Source organism: Pseudomonas sp. H3_E04 (assembly GCF_054668915.1).
This window is the reverse complement of record NZ_CP162797.1, coordinates 621,484-642,500: the sequence shown is the minus strand read 5'-3', so window position 1 is coordinate 642,500 and position 21,017 is coordinate 621,484. Positions and strand designations below refer to the sequence as shown.

Here is a 21,017-nt window from a genome sequence, read left to right as displayed (position 1 = left end):
CACATTGCGGCCCTTTTTGTTTACGCGTAGCACTTACAACTGGTCCCGAGCGATCCCGCTGCGAATCCGCAGGATATCCGCCAGCACCGCCAGCGCAATTTCCGCCGGCGTCTTGCTGCCGAGGTTGAGGCCGATCGGCGCATGAATCCGCGCCAGCTCCGCCTCACCCAGACCGCCAATGCGGCGCAAGCGCTCGAAGCGCTTTTGCGACGTCTGCTGCGATCCCATCACACCGATGTAAAACGCCTCGGTGCGCACCGCTTCCATCATCGCCAGATCGTCGATACGCGGATCGTGGGTCAGCGCCACCACTGCTGTGTCGCGATGGCAGCCACCGTCGGCAATGAACACCGAAGGCAACTGCCGACGGATCTCCACGCCATTGAGCACCACACCTTCAAGCACTTCATCACGCGGATCGCAGAGAATCACTTCGAAGCCGAGCCCTACCGCGAACTCGGCACAGGCCTGCGCCACACTGGAGTAGCCAGCGAGCAACAAACGCTGTGCGGCACCGATACGGATGCGCACCCGATCGATCTCACGCTCGATCCGCGCACCCTGCTCGCGATCAGCAAACAGAGCGCGCGCACCGCTGGCCAGATCGACTTCGCGAAGCAGCCGACGCTGACCCAGCAGCGCCGATTCCAGTTCACGCAGATGCGCCTGCACCGCGCAGTCGGCGTCAAGTTTCTCCACCAACACATCGAGAATGCCGCCACAAGGCAGACTGACCCGCGAGCGCGGATCATCGCCTTCGCCGTAACGCACAACGCTGACCGCTTCGAGAAATGCACCTTCGGCGACGCGCTCAAGAAAATCCTCCTCGACGCAACCGCCCGACAGCGAACCGACCCACTGCCCGCCTTCGTTCACCGCGAGCAGCGAACCCGGTGCGCGAGGTGCCGAGCCATAAGCGGTGAGCACCGTGCACAGCCAGATTCGCTGCCCGGCCACCGACCATTCCAGCGCTCGACGCACCACTTGCAGATCGAGATGCTGCATATCAGTGGGCCTTGTGCTCGACGCTCGGCGCGTCGGCTTGCAGCTTCTGCACTTCGCTCACCGCCAGTTCAGCGCTCTGCCCGCCCCAACCCTGACGCAGGTAGTTGAGCAGATCGGTCAATTGCTCAGGATTGAGCTTTTCAGCAAAACCCGGCATCGGCTGCATGTGCTCGAACCCTGAGAACTTCTGTTCGCCGATGCCATCCTCAATCACTCGCAACAGGTTGCGCGGATCTTCCAGACGCAACGTGGTGTTGCCGCGCATGGCCACCGCAATGTGCGGCTTGCCTTCACCGCCAGCGGCGTGGCAACCGGCGCAGACGTTCAGGTATTCCTGACGGCCGCGCTGCGCACTCGGGCTGAGCTTGTCAAACGGCACCTCGACGAGCTCTTTGGCTGGCGGCGGTTGCTCGCCAAGCAGGAACGTCGCCATTGCCGCCAGATCAGCATCGCTCAGACCTTGAGTGCTGTTGTGAAACACCGGGAACATCTCATTGAACATCGTCCCTTGCGCGCTCATGCCGTGCTTGAGAAACGTACTCAGATCCTGCTGATTCCAGCCGCGCGCGGCCAGGTCGGTAGCCAGCAGGCTCGGTGCCAGATAGCCATTGAGGATGCCGCCGGTCATGCGCTTGTCCATTTGCATCGCGCCGGGCAGACCGCGTGGCGTGTGACATTCACCGCAGTGACCGAGAACGTCGACCATGTACTGGCCACGCTTCCACGCCGCACTTTTGCCCTCGGCGGGTTCCAGTTTGACCTCTTTGCCGTAGAGCATGTTCCAGCCGGTCAGGCCCAGACGCACGTTGAACGGAAAGCTCAGGCTGGTCACCGGTGCGGCGCGTTCGATCGGCTCGATGGTTTTCAGATACGCGTGAATCGCATCGGAATCGGCGCGCGGCATCAGGTGATACGAGGTGTACGGCATCGCTGGATACAGGTTCGCACCGTCGCGCCGTTTGCCTTCGGTCAACGCAGCGAAGAACTCGTCATCATTGTACAGACCGATGCCGTGCTCTTTGCTCGGGGTGATGTTGGTGCCGTAGATCGTGCCGAATGGCGAGACGATCGGCAGGCCGCCGGCATACGGCGCGCCACCCGGAGCGGTGTGGCAAGCCATGCAGTCGGCGGCGCGGGCGAGGTATTCGCCGCGCTTGACCTGATCCTCGGCGTGGGCAAAAAACACTGGCGCAGCGACGCCGACCGCGAGGGCCAAGCGGGTCAGTAAACGCTTCATGCTCAACCCTCCTTGACCAGGCCGAGATCGGTCAGCACGTTGCGCGTGGCGTTGTAATAACGCACGTACCCGGTGCAGCGGCAGACGTGATGGCCGAGGCTGTCCTCGATCACCTGTTCCAGCTGACTTTTGACGATCGGCTGGCGTTGCAGCTTTTCCACCAGCACAGTCGCGGCGTTGACGAAGCCTGGCGCGCAGTAGCTGCACTGGAAAGCGAACTCGTCGACAAAGCGCTGCTGGATCGGATTGAGCTCAGTGACCTGGCCCTGCTCGTCGCGACTGGCATGGCCTTCGATGGTGCGGACTTTCTTGCCCTCGAAGTAATGCGCACCGGTGATGCAGGTACGCACTTCTTCGCTGGTGCCGTCGGGGTTATCGACGATCACCACGCAGGCGTGGCAGATCCCCTGACCGCAGCCCAGCCGCGAGCCTGTGAGGTTTTTGTATTCGTGCAGGTAGTCGATCATCGGCAGGTCATCAGGGATGTCCACCGGGCCGACGGATTGACCATTGAGGGTCAGTTGAAGCGGACGGTTAGCCATTGAGGGCCTCCTTGATGCGCACAGCGGTGATAGGCAAGTCACGAACACGTTTACCGATGGCGTGCGCCACGGCGTTACCGATGGCGCCGACAATCGGGATCATCACCACCTCCGCGATGCCCTTGGACGGATCGCTCGGCGACAGCGGCGGCAGGATCTCCGCAGTCTGCTTCCACACCGCCACGTGACGTGCCATCGGCAAACGGTAACGGTTGAAGTTCCAGTCACCCTCCCCCGGGCCACCTTCGTACAGCGGCATCTCCTCCATCAGCGCATGACCAATACCCATGGCAATACCACCTTCGAGCTGGCCCTTGACCAACTCTTCCACCAGCACACGACCGCACTCGATCCACGAATGGTGGTTGAGCACCTGGACTTCCGCCGAGCCTTTATTGACCTTCAACTCGACCAGCGTCGCGACCGGACTGTAATAGGTCACGGCAGCGTTGTTCAGCTGGACTACCGGGTAGTTGACGTTCTGCCGATCGAGCAGGTGGAAGCCAGCACTGTTCATCTGCGCCTTCTTCGCTTGCGGCGCGCCGTCGCCATACTTCACCGCCAGACCATCAAGCGGCAGGCGCTCGCGCACGCCGTCGATGCTGTACTCGGCCTCGGCCCAACTCCAACGGTTGAAACCGTGCACCGTGGCGCCCGTCACCAGACCGCGTTCGTGGGCGCGTTTGGCCAGTTCTTCAAAACTCAGCGGCTGCATGCCGTTGGCGGTCAGCTTGCCGTCGACCCAATGCGCATCTTCACGGCGCACCACGTAAGGGTTGGCCTGCCCGCCGTACGGACCTTGGCGCCAGATCTCCAGCGCCGCCGGCCACAAACCGTGGTTGAACAGCACGCGCGCCGCCTCACGGGTTGCATGGCTGAAGTAATAGGCGGAGTTGGTCGCCGAAGACGCCGACGCCAGCTTGCCAACCCAGCGCGGGTTGCGCAGCAGATTGTCCTGCTCGGCCTGACTCATGATGTAAGGGTTGCCGCTGGTGATCAGCTGCATTTCCTGCCATTCGGTTTCACCGGTCTTCACCTCGTGCGCCGGGCTGCCGAGGAAATCGGCGACGACCAAGGCTTGCGAGGTGGACATGCCGGTACCGATTTCGATACCGATGTGGCGCAGAGTGATGCGCCCGTCTGCGGTGAATTCGATGCTGGCCATCGGCGCTTCGGAGCCAGTGCCGAAGTCTTTCTGGCAAATGGCGAAACCGACGCCGTACCAGTTATCCGGGTCTGCAGCTTCACGTTGTTGCTTGATCGTGTCGCGGTTTTTCCAGACTTCGTGCACCGAGGCCTTGTCGAGGATTTCATGCAGGCGCAGTGCACCGGCCGGGATTGCACCCTGGGTGTTTTTCATACCGGAACGCAGGGCATTCCTGCGGCGCAAATCGATAGCGTCGACACCCAGACGATTGGCGATCTCGTCGACCATCATTTCGGTGGCCGCCATGCTTTGCAGAGTGCCGTAACCGCGCATCGAACCCGCCTCGACCGCGCGCGAGTGGTACGCCGTGACCTGCAGATCGTTCTGTGGCATGTAGTAGATCGACTGCGCAGCCGTGGCTCCAACCGCCGCCACCGATGGGCTGTAGTTGACCCGACCGCCGCCGTCCACGCTCATTTCCGCGCGGAAGATCTTGAAGGTGTAGTCGTTCTTGTCCACGGCCAACTGGTAGCGGATGTCGAACGGGTGACGCTTGATGCCGCTCTGGAATTGCTCGTAGCGGTCGTTGGCCAGACGTACCGGCACACCGGCGCCGTACAGCGCGGCCAAGGCTGCATAGTAGACGAAAATATTGTGGTCTTTGGAGCCATAGCCGACGGTATAGCCCGGGTGCATGTTCAGATTGGCCAGGCCGAAACGCGACGGCCCGATCATCTTCGCGGTCTCGGTCGCGACTTCCAGTGGGCATTGCGTCGCCACGACGAAATGCAGGGTTTTGGTTTTCGGGTCGTACCAGCCGTTGCCGTTGTCCGGCTCGAGGGCAGCCGGTTCGATCGACGGGGTTTTGTAGCGCTCATCGAAGACCAGCCAGTTGTCTGGCGGCGTGTCGATTTCCTGCTTCATGCGGTCGGCGTAGAACAGCCCGCGCTCGGTGAGGTTGCCATGCAGGTTCGGCGATGCATTCCACACCGGACGGCGGTTTTTCAGCATCGGGAACAGGATCGAATCCTTGAGACTGGCGAACTCGTCTTCGTCCGCCGATGTCGCGCCACCGACGCGCACGTAGCGGAAGCTGCCGTAGGGATCGCCTTCGTAGAACGGCACTGTGGCGCCGTAACGAATCGCTTTGTCATTGAATTTGAGTTGATTCTTGGCCTGACGGAAACGCTCAAAGTCGTTCCAGATCAGAATCGCTACCGGGTGACCGATGAACATCGGCACTTTGCCTTCGGGCAGCAATGGATCAGGCGCGTGCTCTTCGGGGAAGACGATACCGTCCTTGTCCAGATCGGCAGCGGTAACGATACGGTCCGGCTGCAGATCGGCACCGAGCCACGACAGGTCGTAGCCTGCGTAGATACGGTCGGCCTTGATGGTTTTCAGCAGCATCGCGTGGCCCTGTTGCTCAGGCCAGCCGGGCATGTCCTTGGCGCGGATGTCGCGGGCGAAGACCTTGCTGCCGCAGACCTTGGACAGGGCATCATTGCGTTGCCGCGCCTTGCCGTTATTGCCGAGCCATTTTTCGGACGGCACGGTGACGCTGTTTTCCATCAAGGCAGCCAGCGCCTGACTGCTGAGCGGCGTAAGCGTAACGCTCACACCCGCCACCAGCCCGCCCTGAAGGAACGAGCGCCGGGATATTTCACGGTTGGACATGGATCATCCTCTGGGCGGTTATAGGTCCGCCCTTGTGGTTATCTACTGGGAATCTCGAGTCGTGCAGAAGCTCTTTCTGGCGAAGCAAAGAGCTGTGTTGACAGTGCAAAGCTGACCGAAAGGTTAACTTTAAAGGTTTCTGCGCCCGCAGCAAACAACCAGTTACAAAAACCTGACTAAATAATCAAAAAAATCAATGCGACGTGGCACCGCATCCGATCCGCCGAGATGACAGAGCGTGCCTATGTGGGAGCGAGCCTGCTCGCGAAAGGGTTTTCCAGGCAATACAGATTTTGAATGTGCCGGCGCTTTCGCGAGCAGGCTCGTTCCCACAGGATTTGCATTGGCTTCAGGAGAGAGGAAGAGGAATAGCCAAATTTCAGACACAAAAAACCCCGGCCTTTCGACCAGGGTTTTTGCTATCGATCCGATTCAGCCAATGGCTGGTTTCGGCGTTTCAAGGCGTTCAGTGGTCCTTGAAACAGATATGGCGCAGCGGACGGGACTCGAACCCGCGACCCCCGGCGTGACAGGCCGGTATTCTAACCGACTGAACTACCGCTGCGTATCGCTTTGAGCTTGCGCTCAAGTAACTCGTTTTGATTGCAGGCTTCGGTGCCTGGCAATCGCGAACCAGATGAATCTGACTCGAAAATATGGCGCAGCGGACGGGACTCGAACCCGCGACCCCCGGCGTGACAGGCCGGTATTCTAACCGACTGAACTACCGCTGCGCGTCGGTGCAGGCACTTTCAGCCTACTCTCTTGCTTGCGCAAGCTTCTCGGGAGTGGTGGGTGATGACGGGATCGAACCGCCGACATTCTGCTTGTAAGGCAGACGCTCTCCCAGCTGAGCTAATCACCCGTTTGCATCTCCGAGGCCGCGAAATTTACGCAGGTGGCGAAGCTAAGTCAATAGCAGGATTGGAGTTTTTTTCAAAAACGGGTTTTAGCTGCAAGCTGCAAGAAAAAGCAGGATCACCTAAAGCAGGCACATCAGCGTCTTGCTTTAGCTCGCAGCTTGAAGCTCGAAGCTACCTTTCACTGCTCGTAAATCATTTTCTTGGTCATGCCGCCATCGACAACGAATTCCTGGCCGGTGACAAAGCCGGCATTCCTCGACAGCAACCACGCCACCATCGCCGCCACGTCCTCGACCGTCCCTACCCTGCCCGCCGGATGCTGGGCATGATCGGCATCGGCCAAAGGTTCGGCGCGACGCACTGAGGGATCACGCGCATCAATCCAGCCGGGACTGACTGCGTTCACGCGGATTTCCGGTCCAAGGCTGATTGCCAGCGCATGGGTCAGCGCCAACAGCCCGCCCTTGCTCGCCGCATACGCCTCGGAGTCCGCCTCCGACTGTCGCGCACGGGTCGAGGCCAGATTGACGATCGAACCGTTGTGCGCACGCAGATAAGGCGCACAGTGCTTGGCCAGCAACATCGGCCCGCTCAGATTCACCGCCAGCACCCGATTCCAATACGCCAGATCGAGGCTTTCCAGAGTGATGTTGTGCGGATCGGCCACCGCTGCGTTGCAGACCAGCGCATCGAGGCGACCAAACTGCCCCAATACCTCGGCCACGCCCAGCGCGACCTGATTTTCGTCTGCGACGTCCATGGCGATGAACCAGGCGTTCTCGCCGAGCACCTTCGCCACTTTAGAACCACGTGCCCGATCGAGATCGGTCAGCACCACCTGCCAGCCTTCGCTGATCAGCCAGGCGGCAATTCCGAGGCCAATGCCGCGCGCAGCGCCAGTGACCAGCGCCACGCGGCCATGGGTATTGGCCGCCGGTGTGGACAACTCGATCACAACGCCGCCAGACCGCGCGCCAGGTCGGCTTGCAGGTCAGCCACATCTTCCAGACCGACCGCGACGCGGATCAGGCTGTCACGAATGCCTGCCGCTTCACGCTCCTGCGGCGCCAGACGGCCGTGGGAGGTAGTGCTCGGATGGGTGATGGTGGTTTTGCTGTCGCCGAGATTGGCGGTGATCGAAATCAACCGCGTGGCATCGATAAAGCGCCAGGCGCCTTCTTTGCCGCCCTTGACCTCGAAGCTGACCACCGCACCGAAGCCCTTCTGCTGGCGCTGGGCCAACTCGTGCTGCGGATGGCTCTTGAGACCGGCGTAATGGACTTTCTCGATGCCGTCCTGCTGCTCCAGCCATTCGGCCAGCGCCTGAGCGTTGGCGCAATGAGCTTTCATGCGCAGGTTGAGCGTCTCGAGCCCTTTGAGGAAGATCCACGCATTGAACGGGCTGAGGGTCGGCCCGGCGGTCCGCAGGAAGCCGACTACTTCTTTCATCTGTTCGCTGCGACCGGCGACAACGCCGCCCATGCAGCGGCCCTGACCGTCGATGAACTTGGTCGCCGAGTGCACGACAATGTCCGCGCCGAGCTTCAGCGGCTGCTGCAACGCCGGGGTGCAGAAGCAGTTGTCGACCACCAGGTGCGCGCCCTTGGCATGAGCAATTTCTGCCAGCGCGGCGATATCCACCAGTTCGGCCAACGGATTGGACGGCGATTCGACAAAAAGCAGTTTGGTGTTGGATTTGATTGCCGCATCCCAGGCCGACAGATCGGCCAGCGGTACGTAATCGACTTCGACGCCGAAGCGCTTGAAGTACTTCTCGAACAGGCTGATGGTCGAGCCGAACACGCTGCGCGACACCAGCACGTGATCGCCCGCGCTGCACAGGCTCATCACCACCGCCATGATCGCGGCCATGCCGGTTGCCGTGGCGACGGCTTGCTCGGCGCCTTCCAGCGCGGCAATGCGCTCTTCGAATGCGCGCACGGTCGGGTTGGTGTAACGCGAGTAGACGTTACCCGGCACTTCGCCGGCAAAGCGCGCCGCCGCATCGGCAGCGGTGCGGAACACGTAGCTGGAGGTGAAGAACATCGGATCACCGTGCTCGCCTTCCGGCGTGCGGTGCTGACCGGCACGGACGGCCAGGGTATCGAACGCTACGCCTTCGAGGTCGCTGTCCAGCCGACCGGCATCCCATTCCTGACTCATGCTGTCTCTCCTTGCTGTTCTCGAACAATAAATATCAGATACAAAACCGGCCCCTCAGGGCCGGTGGAAACTCAGTTGTTGTACAGATCGATGATCGCACTGACTGCCTGGGTCTTGACCTTCGAGGCATCGTTGCGCGCCAGTTCGATCTTGTCCAGGTAAGCCTCGTCGACGTCACCGGTCACGTACTTGCCATCGAATACCGCGCAATCGAAGTTTTCGATCTTGATCTTGCCGCCGCCGACCGCTTCGATCAAGTCAGGCAGGTCCTGATAGATCAGCCAGTCGGCGCCGATCAGATCAGCCACGTCCTGGGTCGAACGGTTGTGGGCGATCAGTTCGTGGGCGCTTGGCATGTCGATACCGTAGACGTTCGGAAAGCGCACTGCAGGTGCCGCCGAGCAGAAGTAGACGTTTTTCGCGCCGGCTTCGCGGGCCATCTGGATGATCTGCTTGCAGGTGGTGCCGCGCACGATCGAGTCATCGACCAGCATGACGTTCTTGCCACGGAATTCCAGCTCGATGGCGTTGAGCTTCTGGCGTACCGACTTCTTGCGCGCAGCCTGGCCCGGCATGATGAAGGTGCGACCGATGTAACGATTCTTGACGAAGCCTTCGCGGAATTTCACGCCCAGGTGATTGGCCAGTTCCAGCGCTGCAGTACGGCTGGTGTCCGGAATCGGGATGACCACATCGATATCGTGTTCAGGACGCTCGCGCAGGATTTTCTCGGCGAGTTTCTCACCCATGCGCAGACGCGCCTTGTACACCGAGACGCCATCGATGATCGAGTCCGGACGCGCCAGGTAGACGTGTTCGAAAATGCACGGAGTCAGCGACGGGTTGGTTGCGCACTGACGGGTGTGCAGCTTGCCGTCTTCAGTGATGTACACCGCTTCGCCCGGGGCGAGGTCGCGGATCAGGGTGAACCCGAGCACGTCCAGCGAAACGCTTTCCGAGGCAATCATGTATTCGACGCCTTCGTCGGTATGACGCTGGCCGAACACGATCGGACGGATGCCGTGCGGGTCGCGGAAACCGACGATGCCGTAACCGGTGATCATCGCAACGACGGCGTAGCCACCCACGCAACGGTTGTGCACGTCGGTCACGGCGGCGAACACGTCTTCTTCGGTCGGCTGCAGCTTGCCGCGCTGGGCCAGTTCGTGGGCGAAGACGTTGAGCAGCACTTCCGAGTCGGAACTGGTGTTGACGTGACGCAGATCGGATTCGTAGATCTCTTTGGCCAACTGTTCAACGTTGGTCAGGTTACCGTTGTGCGCCAAGGTGATGCCGTAAGGCGAGTTGACGTAGAACGGCTGGGCTTCGGCCGACGTCGAGCTGCCGGCAGTCGGGTAACGGACGTGGCCGATACCCATGTGGCCGACCAGACGCTGCATGTGACGCTGCTGGAACACGTCACGCACCAGGCCATTATCCTTGCGCAGGAACAACCGGCCATCATGGCTGGTCACGATACCGGCAGCGTCCTGGCCGCGGTGCTGGAGCACGGTTAGCGCGTCATACAGCGCCTGATTGACGTTCGACTTACCGACGATACCGACGATGCCACACATGCGACGCAACCCCTACTTAATGGATCTGAACTGAGCAACACTCACTGAGGCGTTTTCGCCGTCGGCAAGAGCTGCTCCTTGAACGGAATCTCAGCGGGTACGCTGATTCCGCTGGCAAGCCACTGACTGCTCCACCCGAGTATCAGGTTTTTGGACCAGTCGGCGACCAATAGAAACTTGGGCACGAGCTGTGATTCTTTCCACCACCCGTCCTGCTGTACCGGCCCCAGGCTCAACAGCCCGACCGCCACGACCACCAGCAACACGCCACGCGCTGCGCCGAAGGCCATGCCGAGGAATCGATCGGTCCCGGATAACCCGGTGACGCGAACCAACTCGCCGATAAGATAATTGATCATTGCGCCCACGATCAGTGTGGCGACAAACATGATGGCACAGCCCGCAATCACGCGAGCCGATGGGGTTTCGATGTATCCGGCGAGGTACTCGGACAGTGAGCCACCAAACATCCAGGCAACCGCTCCTGCGATGATCCAGGTCAGCAGCGATAATGCTTCTTTCACGAAGCCGCGGCTCAGACTGATCAATGCGGAGATGGCGATGATTGCAACGATCGCCCAGTCAACCCAGGTAAATGGCACAGTGCAGCCTACAGACGGATAAGGCGGCGCATTTTAGCAGAGCGCATGGCTGTCGGTAAGCTGCGATTGTCAGTGCTTTTCAATCGAGGTGATAGATTTCAGCCACGTTCAGGCTGAAAACGGACAACGAAGCCTTTGAGGTTCTGCTGACGGCTGAGCAGATCGCGCAGACGATCGGCTTCGGCACGTTCGATCAGCGGACCGACGAAAACCCGATTCTTGCCATCGGCCGAACGGATATACGCGTTGTAACCCTGGCTGCGCAGGTTCTTCTGCAGGCTTTCGGCGCTGGCACGACTCGACAGACTGGCCAGTTGCACCGACCAGCTTACCGACAGACCGTTCGCATCGACGCGGCTCTGCGTGGTGTCAGGCTTGCTGGTTGCGGATGTAATCGGCTGAGCCGGCGCCGGAATCGGCTTGGCCACCGGTGGCGGCGTTGCCGGGCGGGCGATCTGCGCAGGGATGGTCGGTGCCGGAGCAGCCGGTGCGGCCGGCGCGGTTTCTTCAGCAACTTCTTCGTCGGTCGGCACCGGCTCTTGCGGCAGAGCCTGCGGCTCAGGCACAGCCACCGGGTCCATTTGCACTTGCGGCATGGCCGAAGGTTGAGGCGCAGCCGGGGCCTCGACGGTCACCTGACGCTGCTCGTCCTGACGGGAAAACAGCATCGGCAGGAAGATCACCGCCAGCGCCACCAGCACCAAAGCGCCGACCATGCGCTGCTTGTACGCTTTATCCAGCAAAGCCATTTGCCGCTTCCTCCGTGGAGCGCCGGGCCAGCCATTCAAGGGCCTCGGCGACACAATAAAATGATCCGAACAAGAGAATCTCGTCGTCGCTGGTCGCAACCGCGCACTGCCCTTCCAGAGCGGCCGCAACGCTGGCATAGGACGTAACCGAAGCACCAAGGTTCTGCAGCACTGCCTCAAGTTCAGCCACCGGACGCGCGCGCGGCGAATCCAGCGGTGCGACAGCCCAATGCGCGACACTAGCATTCAATTCGCCAACAACACCATCGAGATCCTTGTCCGCCAGCAGGCCGAACACCGCCAGGCGCTTGCCAGCCGGCGGCCGCGCCGCCAGACGACGCGCAAGATATTCAGCGGCATGCGGATTGTGACCGACGTCCAGCAACAGATTCAGGCGCTTGCCATTCCACTCGAACGAACGACGATCGAGGCGTCCGACCACGCGTGTCGCCTGCAATGCAGGGACAATCTGTGCGGCATTCCACGGCAACCCTGTCAGCAGATAGGCCTGCAACGCCAGCGCGGCGTTCTCCATCGGCAGATCGAGCAGCGGCAAGTCACGCAGTTCGACCGCCTGGCCCTGCGCATCGGTACCGCGCCACTGCCAATGCTGCTCGGTGATGCCAAGATCGAAATCGCGTCCACGCAGGAAAAACGGACACGCCAGTTCGCGTGCCTTGTCGAGCAGTGGTTGCGGAGGATTCAGATCGCCACACAAAGCGGGCTTGCCCTGGCGGAAGATTCCGGCCTTCTCGAAGGCTACGGACTCGCGGGTATCGCCTAGATAATCGGCATGATCAACGCCAATGCTAGTGACCAGCGCGATATCGGCATCGACCACATTGACCGTGTCCAGACGCCCACCCAAACCCACTTCAAGCACTACAGCGTCAAGCGCAGACTGCTGAAACAGCCAGAACGCTGCCAGAGTGCCCATTTCGAAGTAAGTCAGGGAAGTCTCGCCGCGGCCCGCCTCGACCGCAGCAAAGGCTTCGCAGAGCTGCGCGTCAGTGGCTTCGACGCCGTTGAGCTGCACCCGCTCGTTGTAACGCAGCAGGTGCGGAGAATTGTAGACGCCAACGCTCAGGCCCTGCGCGCGTAGCAACGAAGCCACGAACGCACAGGTCGAACCTTTGCCGTTAGTGCCGGTGACCGTGATCACCCGAGGCGCCGGCTGGCCCAGCCCCATGCGGGACGCTACCTGTTGCGAACGCTCCAGGCCCATGTCGATGGCCGACGGATGCAACTGCTCGAGGTAGGCGAGCCATTCACCAAGGGTGCGCTGGGTCATACGTTGGCAGGCACCGGCGGTACCACGATCGGCTCGATTGGCGCGGCAACGAATTTCGGCGTCGGCTTGCCGGTCATCTGCGCCAGCAGGTTACCCAGACGCGGGCGCAGTTCCTGACGGTGAATAATCATGTCGATGGCGCCGTGCTCCAGCAGGAATTCGCTGCGCTGGAAGCCTTCCGGCAGTTTCTCGCGCACGGTCTGCTCGATGACACGTGGACCGGCGAAGCCGATCAGGGCTTTCGGCTCGCCAACGATGACGTCGCCAAGCATCGCCAGACTGGCGGAAACACCACCGTAGACCGGGTCGGTCAGTACGGAAATGAATGGAATGCCTTCTTCACGCAGGCGCGCCAGCACGGCCGAGGTCTTGGCCATCTGCATCAGCGAGATCAGCGCTTCCTGCATGCGTGCACCACCGGAGGCGGCGAAGCAGATCATCGGGCAGCGATTTTCCAGTGCGTAGTTGGCAGCGCGCACGAAGCGCTCACCGACGATGGCGCCCATGGAACCGCCCATGAAGTTGAATTCGAACGCCGAAACTACCACCGGCATGCCCAGCAGGGTACCGCTGACCGAAATCAGCGCGTCTTTTTCGCCGGTCTGCTTCTGCGCAGCAACCAGGCGATCCTTGTACTTCTTGCCGTCGCGGAATTTCAGACGGTCAACCGGCTCCAGGTCAGCACCCAGTTCGTTGCGGCCTTCCGGATCGAGGAAAATGTCGATGCGCGCACGTGCGCCAATGCGCATGTGGTGGTTGCACTTGGGGCAAACGTCCAGGGTCTTTTCCAGCTCCGGACGGTACAACACCGCCTCGCAGGATGGGCATTTGTGCCACAGACCTTCAGGCACCGAGCTCTTCTTGACCTCCGAGCGCATGATCGAAGGGATCAGTTTGTCTACTAACCAGTTGCTCATGCTTTCTTTCTCCAGTACCGGCGGCCCGAACGCTCTGGTTCGCAGCCCCGCGTATGCCCTTGAGCTAAATTCATGTGTGTGGCGATGATCGATGAAGAGTCGCGGTCAGCGCGAAACATGACCTGCGTACGATTCAGCAACCCTCAGCCGCGCCTGCTTTGTGCAAGTGCATTGATGGACGGCGGCAGACTGCCAGCCGTCACATCGACGATGTATTGCCGCGCACCGCGTTGATGAATGCGCGAATCTTGTGGTGATCCTTGATGCCTTTGCTCGCCTCTACCCCGCCGCTGACATCCACCGCGTAGGGCTTGACCTGTGCCACCGCGCCGGCAACGTTCTCCGGCGTCAGGCCACCAGCCAGAATCAGCGGTTTGCTCAGGTGTTGCGGAATCAGTGACCAGTCAAACGCCTCGCCGGTTCCGCCGGGCACCCCTTCGACATACGTGTCGAGCAGTACGCCACTGGCGCCGGGAAAGGCATCGCAGGCGGCGGCAATGTCATCGCCAGCCTTGACTCGCAGTGCTTTGATGTACGGACGATGCCAGCCTTCGCACTCCTCCGCGCTTTCGTCGCCATGGAATTGCAGCAGATCCAGTGGCACCGCATCGAGGATTTCTCCAAGCTCGCAACGACTGGCATTGACGAACAGCCCCACGGTGGTGACGAACGGCGGCAACGCCTTGATGATCGCCCTTGCCTGCTGCACGTTCACTGCACGCGGGCTCTTGGCGTAGAACACCAGACCAATCGCATCGGCGCCGGCTTCGACGGCGGCCAGCGCATCTTCGATGCGGGTAATGCCGCAGATCTTGCTGCGAACGGCTGACATGTCAGGAAAACCTCAAGGCAAAATCCGAAAACGTCCCGGATGGTAACAAAAGCGTTCGAGGGCGTCAGCCGTCAAGTTCGGAGAAACCCGTAAGGAAATGTGGCCCGATAAAACGCTCTGGCAACGGGAATTCGTCGTGGTACTCGACCTGTACCAGATACAGCCCGTACGGATGCGCCGTCACCCCGCCGGAGCGGCGCTCGCGACTCTCCAGCACTTCCTTCATCCACTCCACCGGGCGCTCCCCGGCACCGATGGTCATCAGCACACCGGCAATATTGCGCACCATGTGATGCAGGAAGGCATTGGCACGAATGTCGAGCACGATCATCTTGCCGTGACGGGTCACGCGCAGGTGATGCATCTTCTTGATCGGCGACTTGGCCTGGCATTGACCGGCCCGGAACGCGCTGAAATCGTGGGTACCGATCAGGTACTGCGCCGCCTCGGCCATGCGCTCGGCGTCAAGCGGGCGATGATTCCAGGTGATTTCTTCGTTGAGATGCGCCGGGCGGATCTGATCGTTGTAGATCACGTAGCGATAACGCCGGGCAATGGCTTTGAACCGCGCGTGAAAATGCGCCGGCATGACCTTGGCCCAGCTGACGCTGATGTCATGGGGCAGATTGATGTTGGCGCCCATGACCCAGGCTTTCAGCGAGCGATCAACTTGAGTGTCAAAGTGCACCACTTGGCCGCAGGCATGCACGCCGGCATCGGTACGCCCGGCGCATTGCAGGGAAACCGGCGAATTGGCGACTTTCGACAGGGCTTTTTCAAGCTCTTCCTGCACCGTTGCCACGCCGGTCAGCTGCCGCTGCCAGCCGCTGTAGCGCGAGCCTTTGTACTCAACGCCCAGCGCTACACGGTAAAAGCCGTCGGGCGCCATTTCCGCGACCGGGTTATCTATGTTTGCCAAGATGGGACAGCCTGCTGATTTGCAAAGGCGGGCATTATAAGGCGGTGGGCTGGGGATGCCAGAGTTCTCTATCGGCAGTACCGCCCTCTTCGCGAGCAGGCTCGCTCCCACATTTGCAATGCGTCCCCCCTGTGGGAGCGAGCCTGCTCGCGAAAGCAATCGATCAGACACCGCAGAATTCGGCACAAACAAAAACGGCAGCCCCACCGGGCTGCCGCTTATCGTTTACCGCTGAACTTACGCCAGGTTGGAAAGCATTTCCTTGGCCTCGCCCCGCTGCTTCTCATCACCCTCGGTCAACACTTCGTTGAGGATGTCACGCGCACCGTCGGCGTCGCCCATGTCGATGTAGGCCTGGGCCAGATCGAGTTTGGTCGCGGCTTCGTCAGTGCCGGCGAGGAAGTCGAAATCGTCTTCGCCCAGATCGTCACCCAACGCAGCGTCCGCTTCGGTGAAGCTCGGCTCGGCCATGCTTTGCGACAGGCGATCCAGCTCGGCATTGACGTCGTCCAGCTCGGCCGCGAAGGCGTCCGGCTCGGCGGCTGGGTTGCTGTCCATTTCGTCGGCCAGTGACAGGTCGAAATCGGCTGGCAGCTCCAGGTCGTCCTGCGGCACGTCAGCAACTACCGGCGTTTCGACCGGTGGCAAGTCCTTCACGCCGTCGTCCAGATCCAGCAGGAAGTCATCTTCAGCCAACGTGGCCGGCGATGGTTCGGCGCCGAGATCCATGTCCAGATCGAAGTCCGACAGATCGTCGAGATTGTCTTTCATCTCGGTCTGCTCTTGCAGCACCGAGGCGAAGCTCAGATCGTCTTCAGCCGGGAACGCGTCGAGCTCGACCGGCGTTTCTGGCTCGGCCACTGGCGCAGGATCGACCGGGGTGATGTTGTCGAGATCGTCCAAGCTCAAATCGAACGCCGTGTCGAGATCGTCAGCGGCAGCCTCAGGCGCTTGTGGCTCGTCCTGCAACAATTCCTTGACGTACTGCGCGTCCAGCTCGGCAGCGACGGCGGCAGCCGCCAGTCCACCGGCAGCGACCACCGCCATGGCCGGGAAGCGGCTTTTCAGTGCTTCAACCTTGGCGAAGTTGTCGCCGTTAGCCACCAGTTGACGCTCTTGCGCGACGAACGCATCGCGGTCGCCCTGCTGGCCGTAGACTTCCATCAGCTTCAGGCGCAGATCGCTGCGTTCCGGCTCGAGGCTGACGCCTTCTTCCAACAGCGCGGCGGCTTGATTCAGGCGACCGGCATTGATGTGCGATTGCGCTTTGTCGAGCACGTCATCAGAGCGTTCGCCGGCCGGGGCCACCAGAGGCGCGGCAATCGGCGCAGCCATCACCACCGGAGCGACGACCGGTGCTGGAGTTGGCGCAGGTGCCGGAGCGGGCGTATTGAGTTTGACGCTGGCCGCTGGAGTTTCCAGGCCAGAGAAGCTGCTTTCCGGCAGATCCTGCTCAGCGGAGAACTCTTGCTCTTCAGCCAGAGCGCGGGCCATGCGCAGGTGCTTTTCGGCCTCCTGCTGGGCTTTGCGACGGCGCGCCAGCAGCAACAGCAGAAGCAGCAGAACCACCGCACCGCCGCCGATCAGGCCGAGCAGGATCGGATTGGTCAGCAGTTCGTTGAAGGCTTTGTCATCGTCGGCAGCAGGCGGCGTGGTTTCGACCACCGGCTCGACGACTGGCTCAACCGGGGTTTCCGCCGGCGGCGCGATGGCCGATTCGGGAGTCGGTGAAGCCGCTGCGGCGTCGGCAGGAGTGGCTGGCGGCGTCGCGGCCAGTTCGGCAGTGATCGCCGGCACCGGCGGCACAGCACCGTTGGCGCCAGGCGCAGCGCCGGCGCCAGCGCCGTCGGCCTGCATCTTCGCCAATTGATTGTTCTTCAGCTCGATGAGTTTTTGCAGCTTGTCCAACTGGCTCTGCAGATCAGCCATGCGGCTTTTCAGTTCCTCGTTGTCACGACGGGTCGTGTCGAGGTTTTCCTGAGTGATTGCCAGTTTGTTGCTCAGTGCCTTGGCGTCGCCCGCCGGGCCTTTTGCGCCGGGCTTGGCGCTTTCCGCCGAGACCAGGCTCAGGTTGTCCTGAGTATTGGGCGCCGCCCCCGTGTTGCCTCGGCCACGATTGGTCGCATCCAACTGCTGCTGACCGGTGCCAGGCTTGGCCACGTAACGACGGCCCTGACGCCAGGCTTCGTTCTGCGCCGCCACTTCAGCGATGGCTGCCGATTGCGGCAACGCGGTGCTTTGCACCGGGTCCGGCAGACGCAACACCTGACCGGTTTTCAGGCGGTTGATGTTGCCGTCGATAAAGGCATTCGGATTGAGCGCCTGAATCGCCAGCATGGTCTGCTGCACCGAGCCGCCATTGCGCGCCTTCGCGGCGATTTCCCACAGGGTGTCGCGCGGCGTGGTGGTGTATTGATTGCGATGGGTGGCGCCAGTGGTTGGCGCAGTGATGGTCTGTGACGGCGCCGGTTGCGCGGCAGCGTCAGCGGTCTGCGGCGAGAACTTCGACGGATCGAGCAGCACGCTGTAATCACGCAGCAGGCGGCCATTGGGCCACATCACCTGCACGAGGAACTTCACCATCGGTTCCGACAGCGGTTGGCTCGAGGTCACGCGCAACACGCTTTTGCCGTTGGCGTTGAGCACCGGGGTGAACGTCAGGTCATTGAGAAAAGCCTGACGATCGACGCCGGCCTTGGCGAAATCTTCAGGGGAAGCCAGGCTCGGCACCACCTCGGCGGCAGTGAGATCCTTGACGTCGAGCAGCTCGATTTCAGCCACCAACGGCTGGTTCAGGGTCGACTTCAGGGTCAGCTCCCCGAGCCCGAGGGCATGCGCCATACCGGAGGACAGCGCCGAGGCGGCCGCTATTGCTAACACCAGTTTGCGAACTTGAACCATAGCCTCATCCTTTGTTTGAACGTTCCTCGGCCAGCGAGAAGCTTTTGAATACCGCTGCCGTAAGGCATTGCACGCGACGACGAGGGTCGCCGCGCGCGATCATTTCTGTGCTGCCCCGGAAAGTCCCGGAGGGTGACTCGTCATCGACGTGCTTCGGGCAAGCATAGCGCTCACCTAGAATCAGTCGACAAATTGTTGCCAAGTATCTTTTACAGCAGGTCTTTTATCAACAACTCAGCCAGTTGCACGGCATTGAGCGCCGCGCCTTTGCGTACGTTATCTGACGTCAGCCAAAGATTTAGTTCCGCCGGGTCGTCGACACCACTGCGCACGCGGCCGACGTAGACCACGTCCTGCCCCACCGCATCGCCGACAGCGGTCGGATAATCGCCGGCCTCGACCAGCTCGATGCCCGGTGCAGCCTCGAGCGCGGCGTTGACCTTTTCCAGGTCAACAGCGCTGCCTGACTGCAAGGTCACGCTAAAGCTATCGCCAAAAAACACCGGGGCTTGAACGCAAGTGGCAGAAATCTTCAATAAAGGTTTTGCCAGCACCTGGCGCAACTCGCGTACCAGACGCTTTTCCAGCAGCGTATGACCCTGGGCATCCGGCGTGCCGACCTGGGCCAGCAGGTTGAAAGCCATTTGCCGATCAAAGAAAGTCGGCTCCAGCGGACGCATGTTCAGCAGCTCGGCAGTCTGCCGCGCGAGCTCGGTGACCGCTTCGCGACCTTGGGCAGAAACGGCCAGGTTGGCGGTGACGTTGAGGTATTGCAGATCGATCAGATCGAGCAGTGGCGCCAGCACCACCGCAAGCGTAGTGGCCGACGGGCTTGGGCTGCTGACCTGGAATGGGCTTTTCAGACTGGCGAGGATATCGGCATTGGCCTCGGGCACCACTTGTGGCGCCTGATCCGCAGGCAACGCGCCAGACAGGTCGATCAACGAGCAACCGGCAGCATGGGCGCGAGCGGCGTAGCTCAGCGACACCGCAGCGCCAGCGGCGAAGAACACCAGTCTGACCTTGCTGAAATCGAACTCGTCGACCTCGCGCACGCGGACGTTTTTGTTGCGGAACAGCACCGAGCTGCCGGCCGACTCACTGCTGGCCAACAGGTGCAGATTGCCGACCGGGAAATCGCGCTCTTCGAGAATCTGTACGAGGGTTTCGCCGACAGTACCGGTGGCGCCGATAACGGCGATATCGAAAGTCTGGGTCATGGAGCTACCTCTGGCAAAACGGGGGGAGCGGCACTTTACCGGGTGGGTGGCGCACAGGCAATTTCTGCGGGATTTGCGGCGGCTGTACCAGCCCTTTCGCGAGCAGGCTCGCTCCCACAGGGGACCGCGTTTCAATGTGGGAGCGAGCCTGCTCGCGAAGACGGCAGCACAGACACCGGAGAAATCCTTGGCATAAAAAAACCCGCACCTCTCACAAGGCGCGGGCTCTTTCACAACTTCAAGCGATCAACGCTCCAGCAGGATCCGCAGCATGCGGCGCAGCGGTTCGGCCGCGCCCCACAGCAGTTGGTCGCCGACGGTGAAGGCACCGACGAATTGCGAACCCATGTTCAGCTTGCGCAGACGACCGACCGGTACATTCAGGGTACCGGTGACCTTGGTCGGGCTCAGCTCCTGCATGCTGATCTCACGGTTGTTCGGTACCAGCTTGACCCACGGGTTGTGCTGGCTGATCAGCCCTTCGATATCGGCAATCGGTACGTCTTTGTTCAGCTTGATGGTCAGCGCCTGGCTGTGGCAGCGCATGGCGCCGATGCGCACGCAGATGCCGTCGACCGGGATCGGGCTCTTGAAGCGACCGAGAATCTTGTTGGTCTCGGCCTGGGCCTTCCACTCTTCGCGGCTCTGGCCGTTCGGCAGTTCCTTGTCGATCCACGGGATCAGGCTGCCGGCCAGCGGTACACCGAAGTTTTCGGTCGGGTACGCTTCGCTGCGCATGGCCTCGGCCACGCGACGGTCGATGTCGAGGATCGCGCTCGCCGGGTCGGCCAGTTGATCGGCGACAGCGGCGTGGGTCGCGCCCATCTGCTTGATCAGTTCACGCATGTTCTGCGCGCCGGCACCGGAGGCCGCCTGATAGGTCATGGCGCTCATCCATTCGACCAGACCGGCCTCGAACAGACCGCCCAGGCCCATCAGCATCAGGCTGACGGTGCAGTTGCCGCCGATGTAGTTCTTGGTGCCCGCGTCCAGTTGCTGGTCGATGACCTTGCGGTTGACCGGGTCGAGAATGATCACCGCGTCATCGTTCATGCGCAGGCTCGACGCCGCGTCGATCCAGTAACCCTGCCAGCCGGCTTCGCGCAGCTTGGGGAATACTTCGCTGGTGTAGTCGCCGCCCTGGCAGGTCAGGATCACGTCGAGGGTCTTCAGCTCGTCAATGCTGTAAGCGTCCTTGAGCGGAGCAATGTCCTTGCCCACGGACGGGCCTTGGCCACCGACGTTGGAAGTGGTGAAAAACACCGGCTCGATTAGATCGAAATCCTGCTCTTCCAGCATCCGCTGCATGAGCACGGAACCGACCATCCCGCGCCAACCGATCAGACCTACACGTTTCATCGCAACTACACCTTCT

At 61.3% G+C, this 21,017-nt stretch carries 16 protein-coding genes and 3 tRNA genes; all 19 read right to left on the bottom strand.

Going from position 1 to position 21,017, the window contains the following annotated elements:
* Nucleotides 1–33 precede the first annotated feature (33 nt).
* A complete protein-coding gene (locus AB4N53_RS02885) occupies nt 34–1,005 on the bottom strand; it encodes an XdhC family protein (protein ID WP_460117964.1) in 972 nt (323 codons plus the stop codon).
* A 1-nt stretch (nt 1,006) separates the two neighbouring features.
* Complete coding sequence (locus AB4N53_RS02880; protein WP_460117961.1) at nt 1,007–2,242, bottom strand: c-type cytochrome; 1,236 nt, start codon at nt 2,240–2,242, stop codon at nt 1,007–1,009.
* Between the two features lie 2 nt (nt 2,243–2,244).
* Nucleotides 2,245–2,784 carry a (2Fe-2S)-binding protein gene (locus AB4N53_RS02875; protein ID WP_101159989.1) on the bottom strand — a complete coding sequence of 180 codons (540 nt, stop codon included), beginning with the start codon at nt 2,782–2,784 and terminating at the stop codon, nt 2,245–2,247.
* Complete coding sequence (locus AB4N53_RS02870; RefSeq protein WP_460117957.1) at nt 2,777–5,608, bottom strand: xanthine dehydrogenase family protein molybdopterin-binding subunit; 2,832 nt, start codon at nt 5,606–5,608, stop codon at nt 2,777–2,779. Before AB4N53_RS02870 ends, AB4N53_RS02875 begins: the two co-directional genes overlap by 8 nt.
* Nucleotides 5,609–6,096: 488 nt before the next feature.
* Nucleotides 6,097–6,173, bottom strand: a tRNA-Asp gene (locus tag AB4N53_RS02865).
* Nucleotides 6,174–6,265: 92 nt separating this feature from the next.
* Nucleotides 6,266–6,342, bottom strand: a tRNA-Asp gene (locus AB4N53_RS02860).
* A 55-nt stretch (nt 6,343–6,397) separates the two neighbouring features.
* Nucleotides 6,398–6,473: transfer RNA gene (locus AB4N53_RS02855), tRNA-Val, on the bottom strand.
* 176 nt (nt 6,474–6,649) lie between these two features.
* Nucleotides 6,650–7,426, bottom strand: coding sequence for an SDR family oxidoreductase (locus AB4N53_RS02850; RefSeq protein ID WP_263469561.1), 777 nt, complete (start codon nt 7,424–7,426; stop codon nt 6,650–6,652).
* On the bottom strand, nt 7,423–8,634 hold the full coding sequence (locus tag AB4N53_RS02845; RefSeq protein WP_460117952.1) for an O-succinylhomoserine sulfhydrylase: 1,212 nt from the start codon (nt 8,632–8,634) through the stop codon (nt 7,423–7,425). Before AB4N53_RS02845 ends, AB4N53_RS02850 begins: the two co-directional genes overlap by 4 nt.
* A 71-nt stretch (nt 8,635–8,705) precedes the next feature.
* Complete coding sequence (gene purF / locus AB4N53_RS02840; RefSeq protein WP_460117950.1) at nt 8,706–10,211, bottom strand: amidophosphoribosyltransferase; 1,506 nt, start codon at nt 10,209–10,211, stop codon at nt 8,706–8,708.
* Nucleotides 10,212–10,252: 41 nt separating this feature from the next.
* The gene (locus AB4N53_RS02835; RefSeq protein WP_016773942.1) at nt 10,253–10,813 is read right to left on the bottom strand and encodes a CvpA family protein; all 561 of its coding nucleotides are present in this window, start codon (nt 10,811–10,813) and stop codon (nt 10,253–10,255) included.
* A gap of 98 nt (nt 10,814–10,911) precedes the next feature.
* Entirely contained in the window at nt 10,912–11,562 is a 651-nt protein-coding gene (locus tag AB4N53_RS02830; RefSeq protein ID WP_460117948.1) for an SPOR domain-containing protein, read from the bottom strand.
* Nucleotides 11,546–12,853, bottom strand: a complete 1,308-nt coding sequence (folC, locus tag AB4N53_RS02825) for a bifunctional tetrahydrofolate synthase/dihydrofolate synthase (RefSeq protein WP_460117946.1) — start codon at nt 12,851–12,853, stop codon at nt 11,546–11,548. The genes AB4N53_RS02830 and folC overlap by 17 nt, the downstream gene beginning before the upstream one ends.
* The gene (accD, locus tag AB4N53_RS02820) at nt 12,850–13,770 is read right to left on the bottom strand and encodes an acetyl-CoA carboxylase, carboxyltransferase subunit beta (RefSeq protein ID WP_016773939.1); all 921 of its coding nucleotides are present in this window, start codon (nt 13,768–13,770) and stop codon (nt 12,850–12,852) included. The genes folC and accD overlap by 4 nt, the downstream gene beginning before the upstream one ends.
* Before the next feature lie 199 nt (nt 13,771–13,969).
* The gene (locus tag AB4N53_RS02815) at nt 13,970–14,602 is read right to left on the bottom strand and encodes a phosphoribosylanthranilate isomerase (protein ID WP_460117944.1); all 633 of its coding nucleotides are present in this window, start codon (nt 14,600–14,602) and stop codon (nt 13,970–13,972) included.
* A gap of 64 nt (nt 14,603–14,666) precedes the next feature.
* Nucleotides 14,667–15,491: a tRNA pseudouridine(38-40) synthase TruA gene (gene truA, locus AB4N53_RS02810; protein ID WP_181424119.1), complete on the bottom strand. Its 825-nt coding sequence runs from the start codon at nt 15,489–15,491 to the stop codon at nt 14,667–14,669.
* A gap of 267 nt (nt 15,492–15,758) precedes the next feature.
* Complete coding sequence (locus tag AB4N53_RS02805; RefSeq protein ID WP_460117942.1) at nt 15,759–18,422, bottom strand: FimV/HubP family polar landmark protein; 2,664 nt, start codon at nt 18,420–18,422, stop codon at nt 15,759–15,761.
* A gap of 209 nt (nt 18,423–18,631) precedes the next feature.
* Nucleotides 18,632–19,642, bottom strand: a complete 1,011-nt coding sequence (locus AB4N53_RS02800) for an aspartate-semialdehyde dehydrogenase (RefSeq protein WP_460117940.1) — start codon at nt 19,640–19,642, stop codon at nt 18,632–18,634.
* A 246-nt stretch (nt 19,643–19,888) separates the two neighbouring features.
* On the bottom strand, nt 19,889–21,001 hold the full coding sequence (gene asd, locus AB4N53_RS02795; protein WP_071171651.1) for an aspartate-semialdehyde dehydrogenase: 1,113 nt from the start codon (nt 20,999–21,001) through the stop codon (nt 19,889–19,891).
* Nucleotides 21,002–21,017 lie beyond the last annotated feature (16 nt).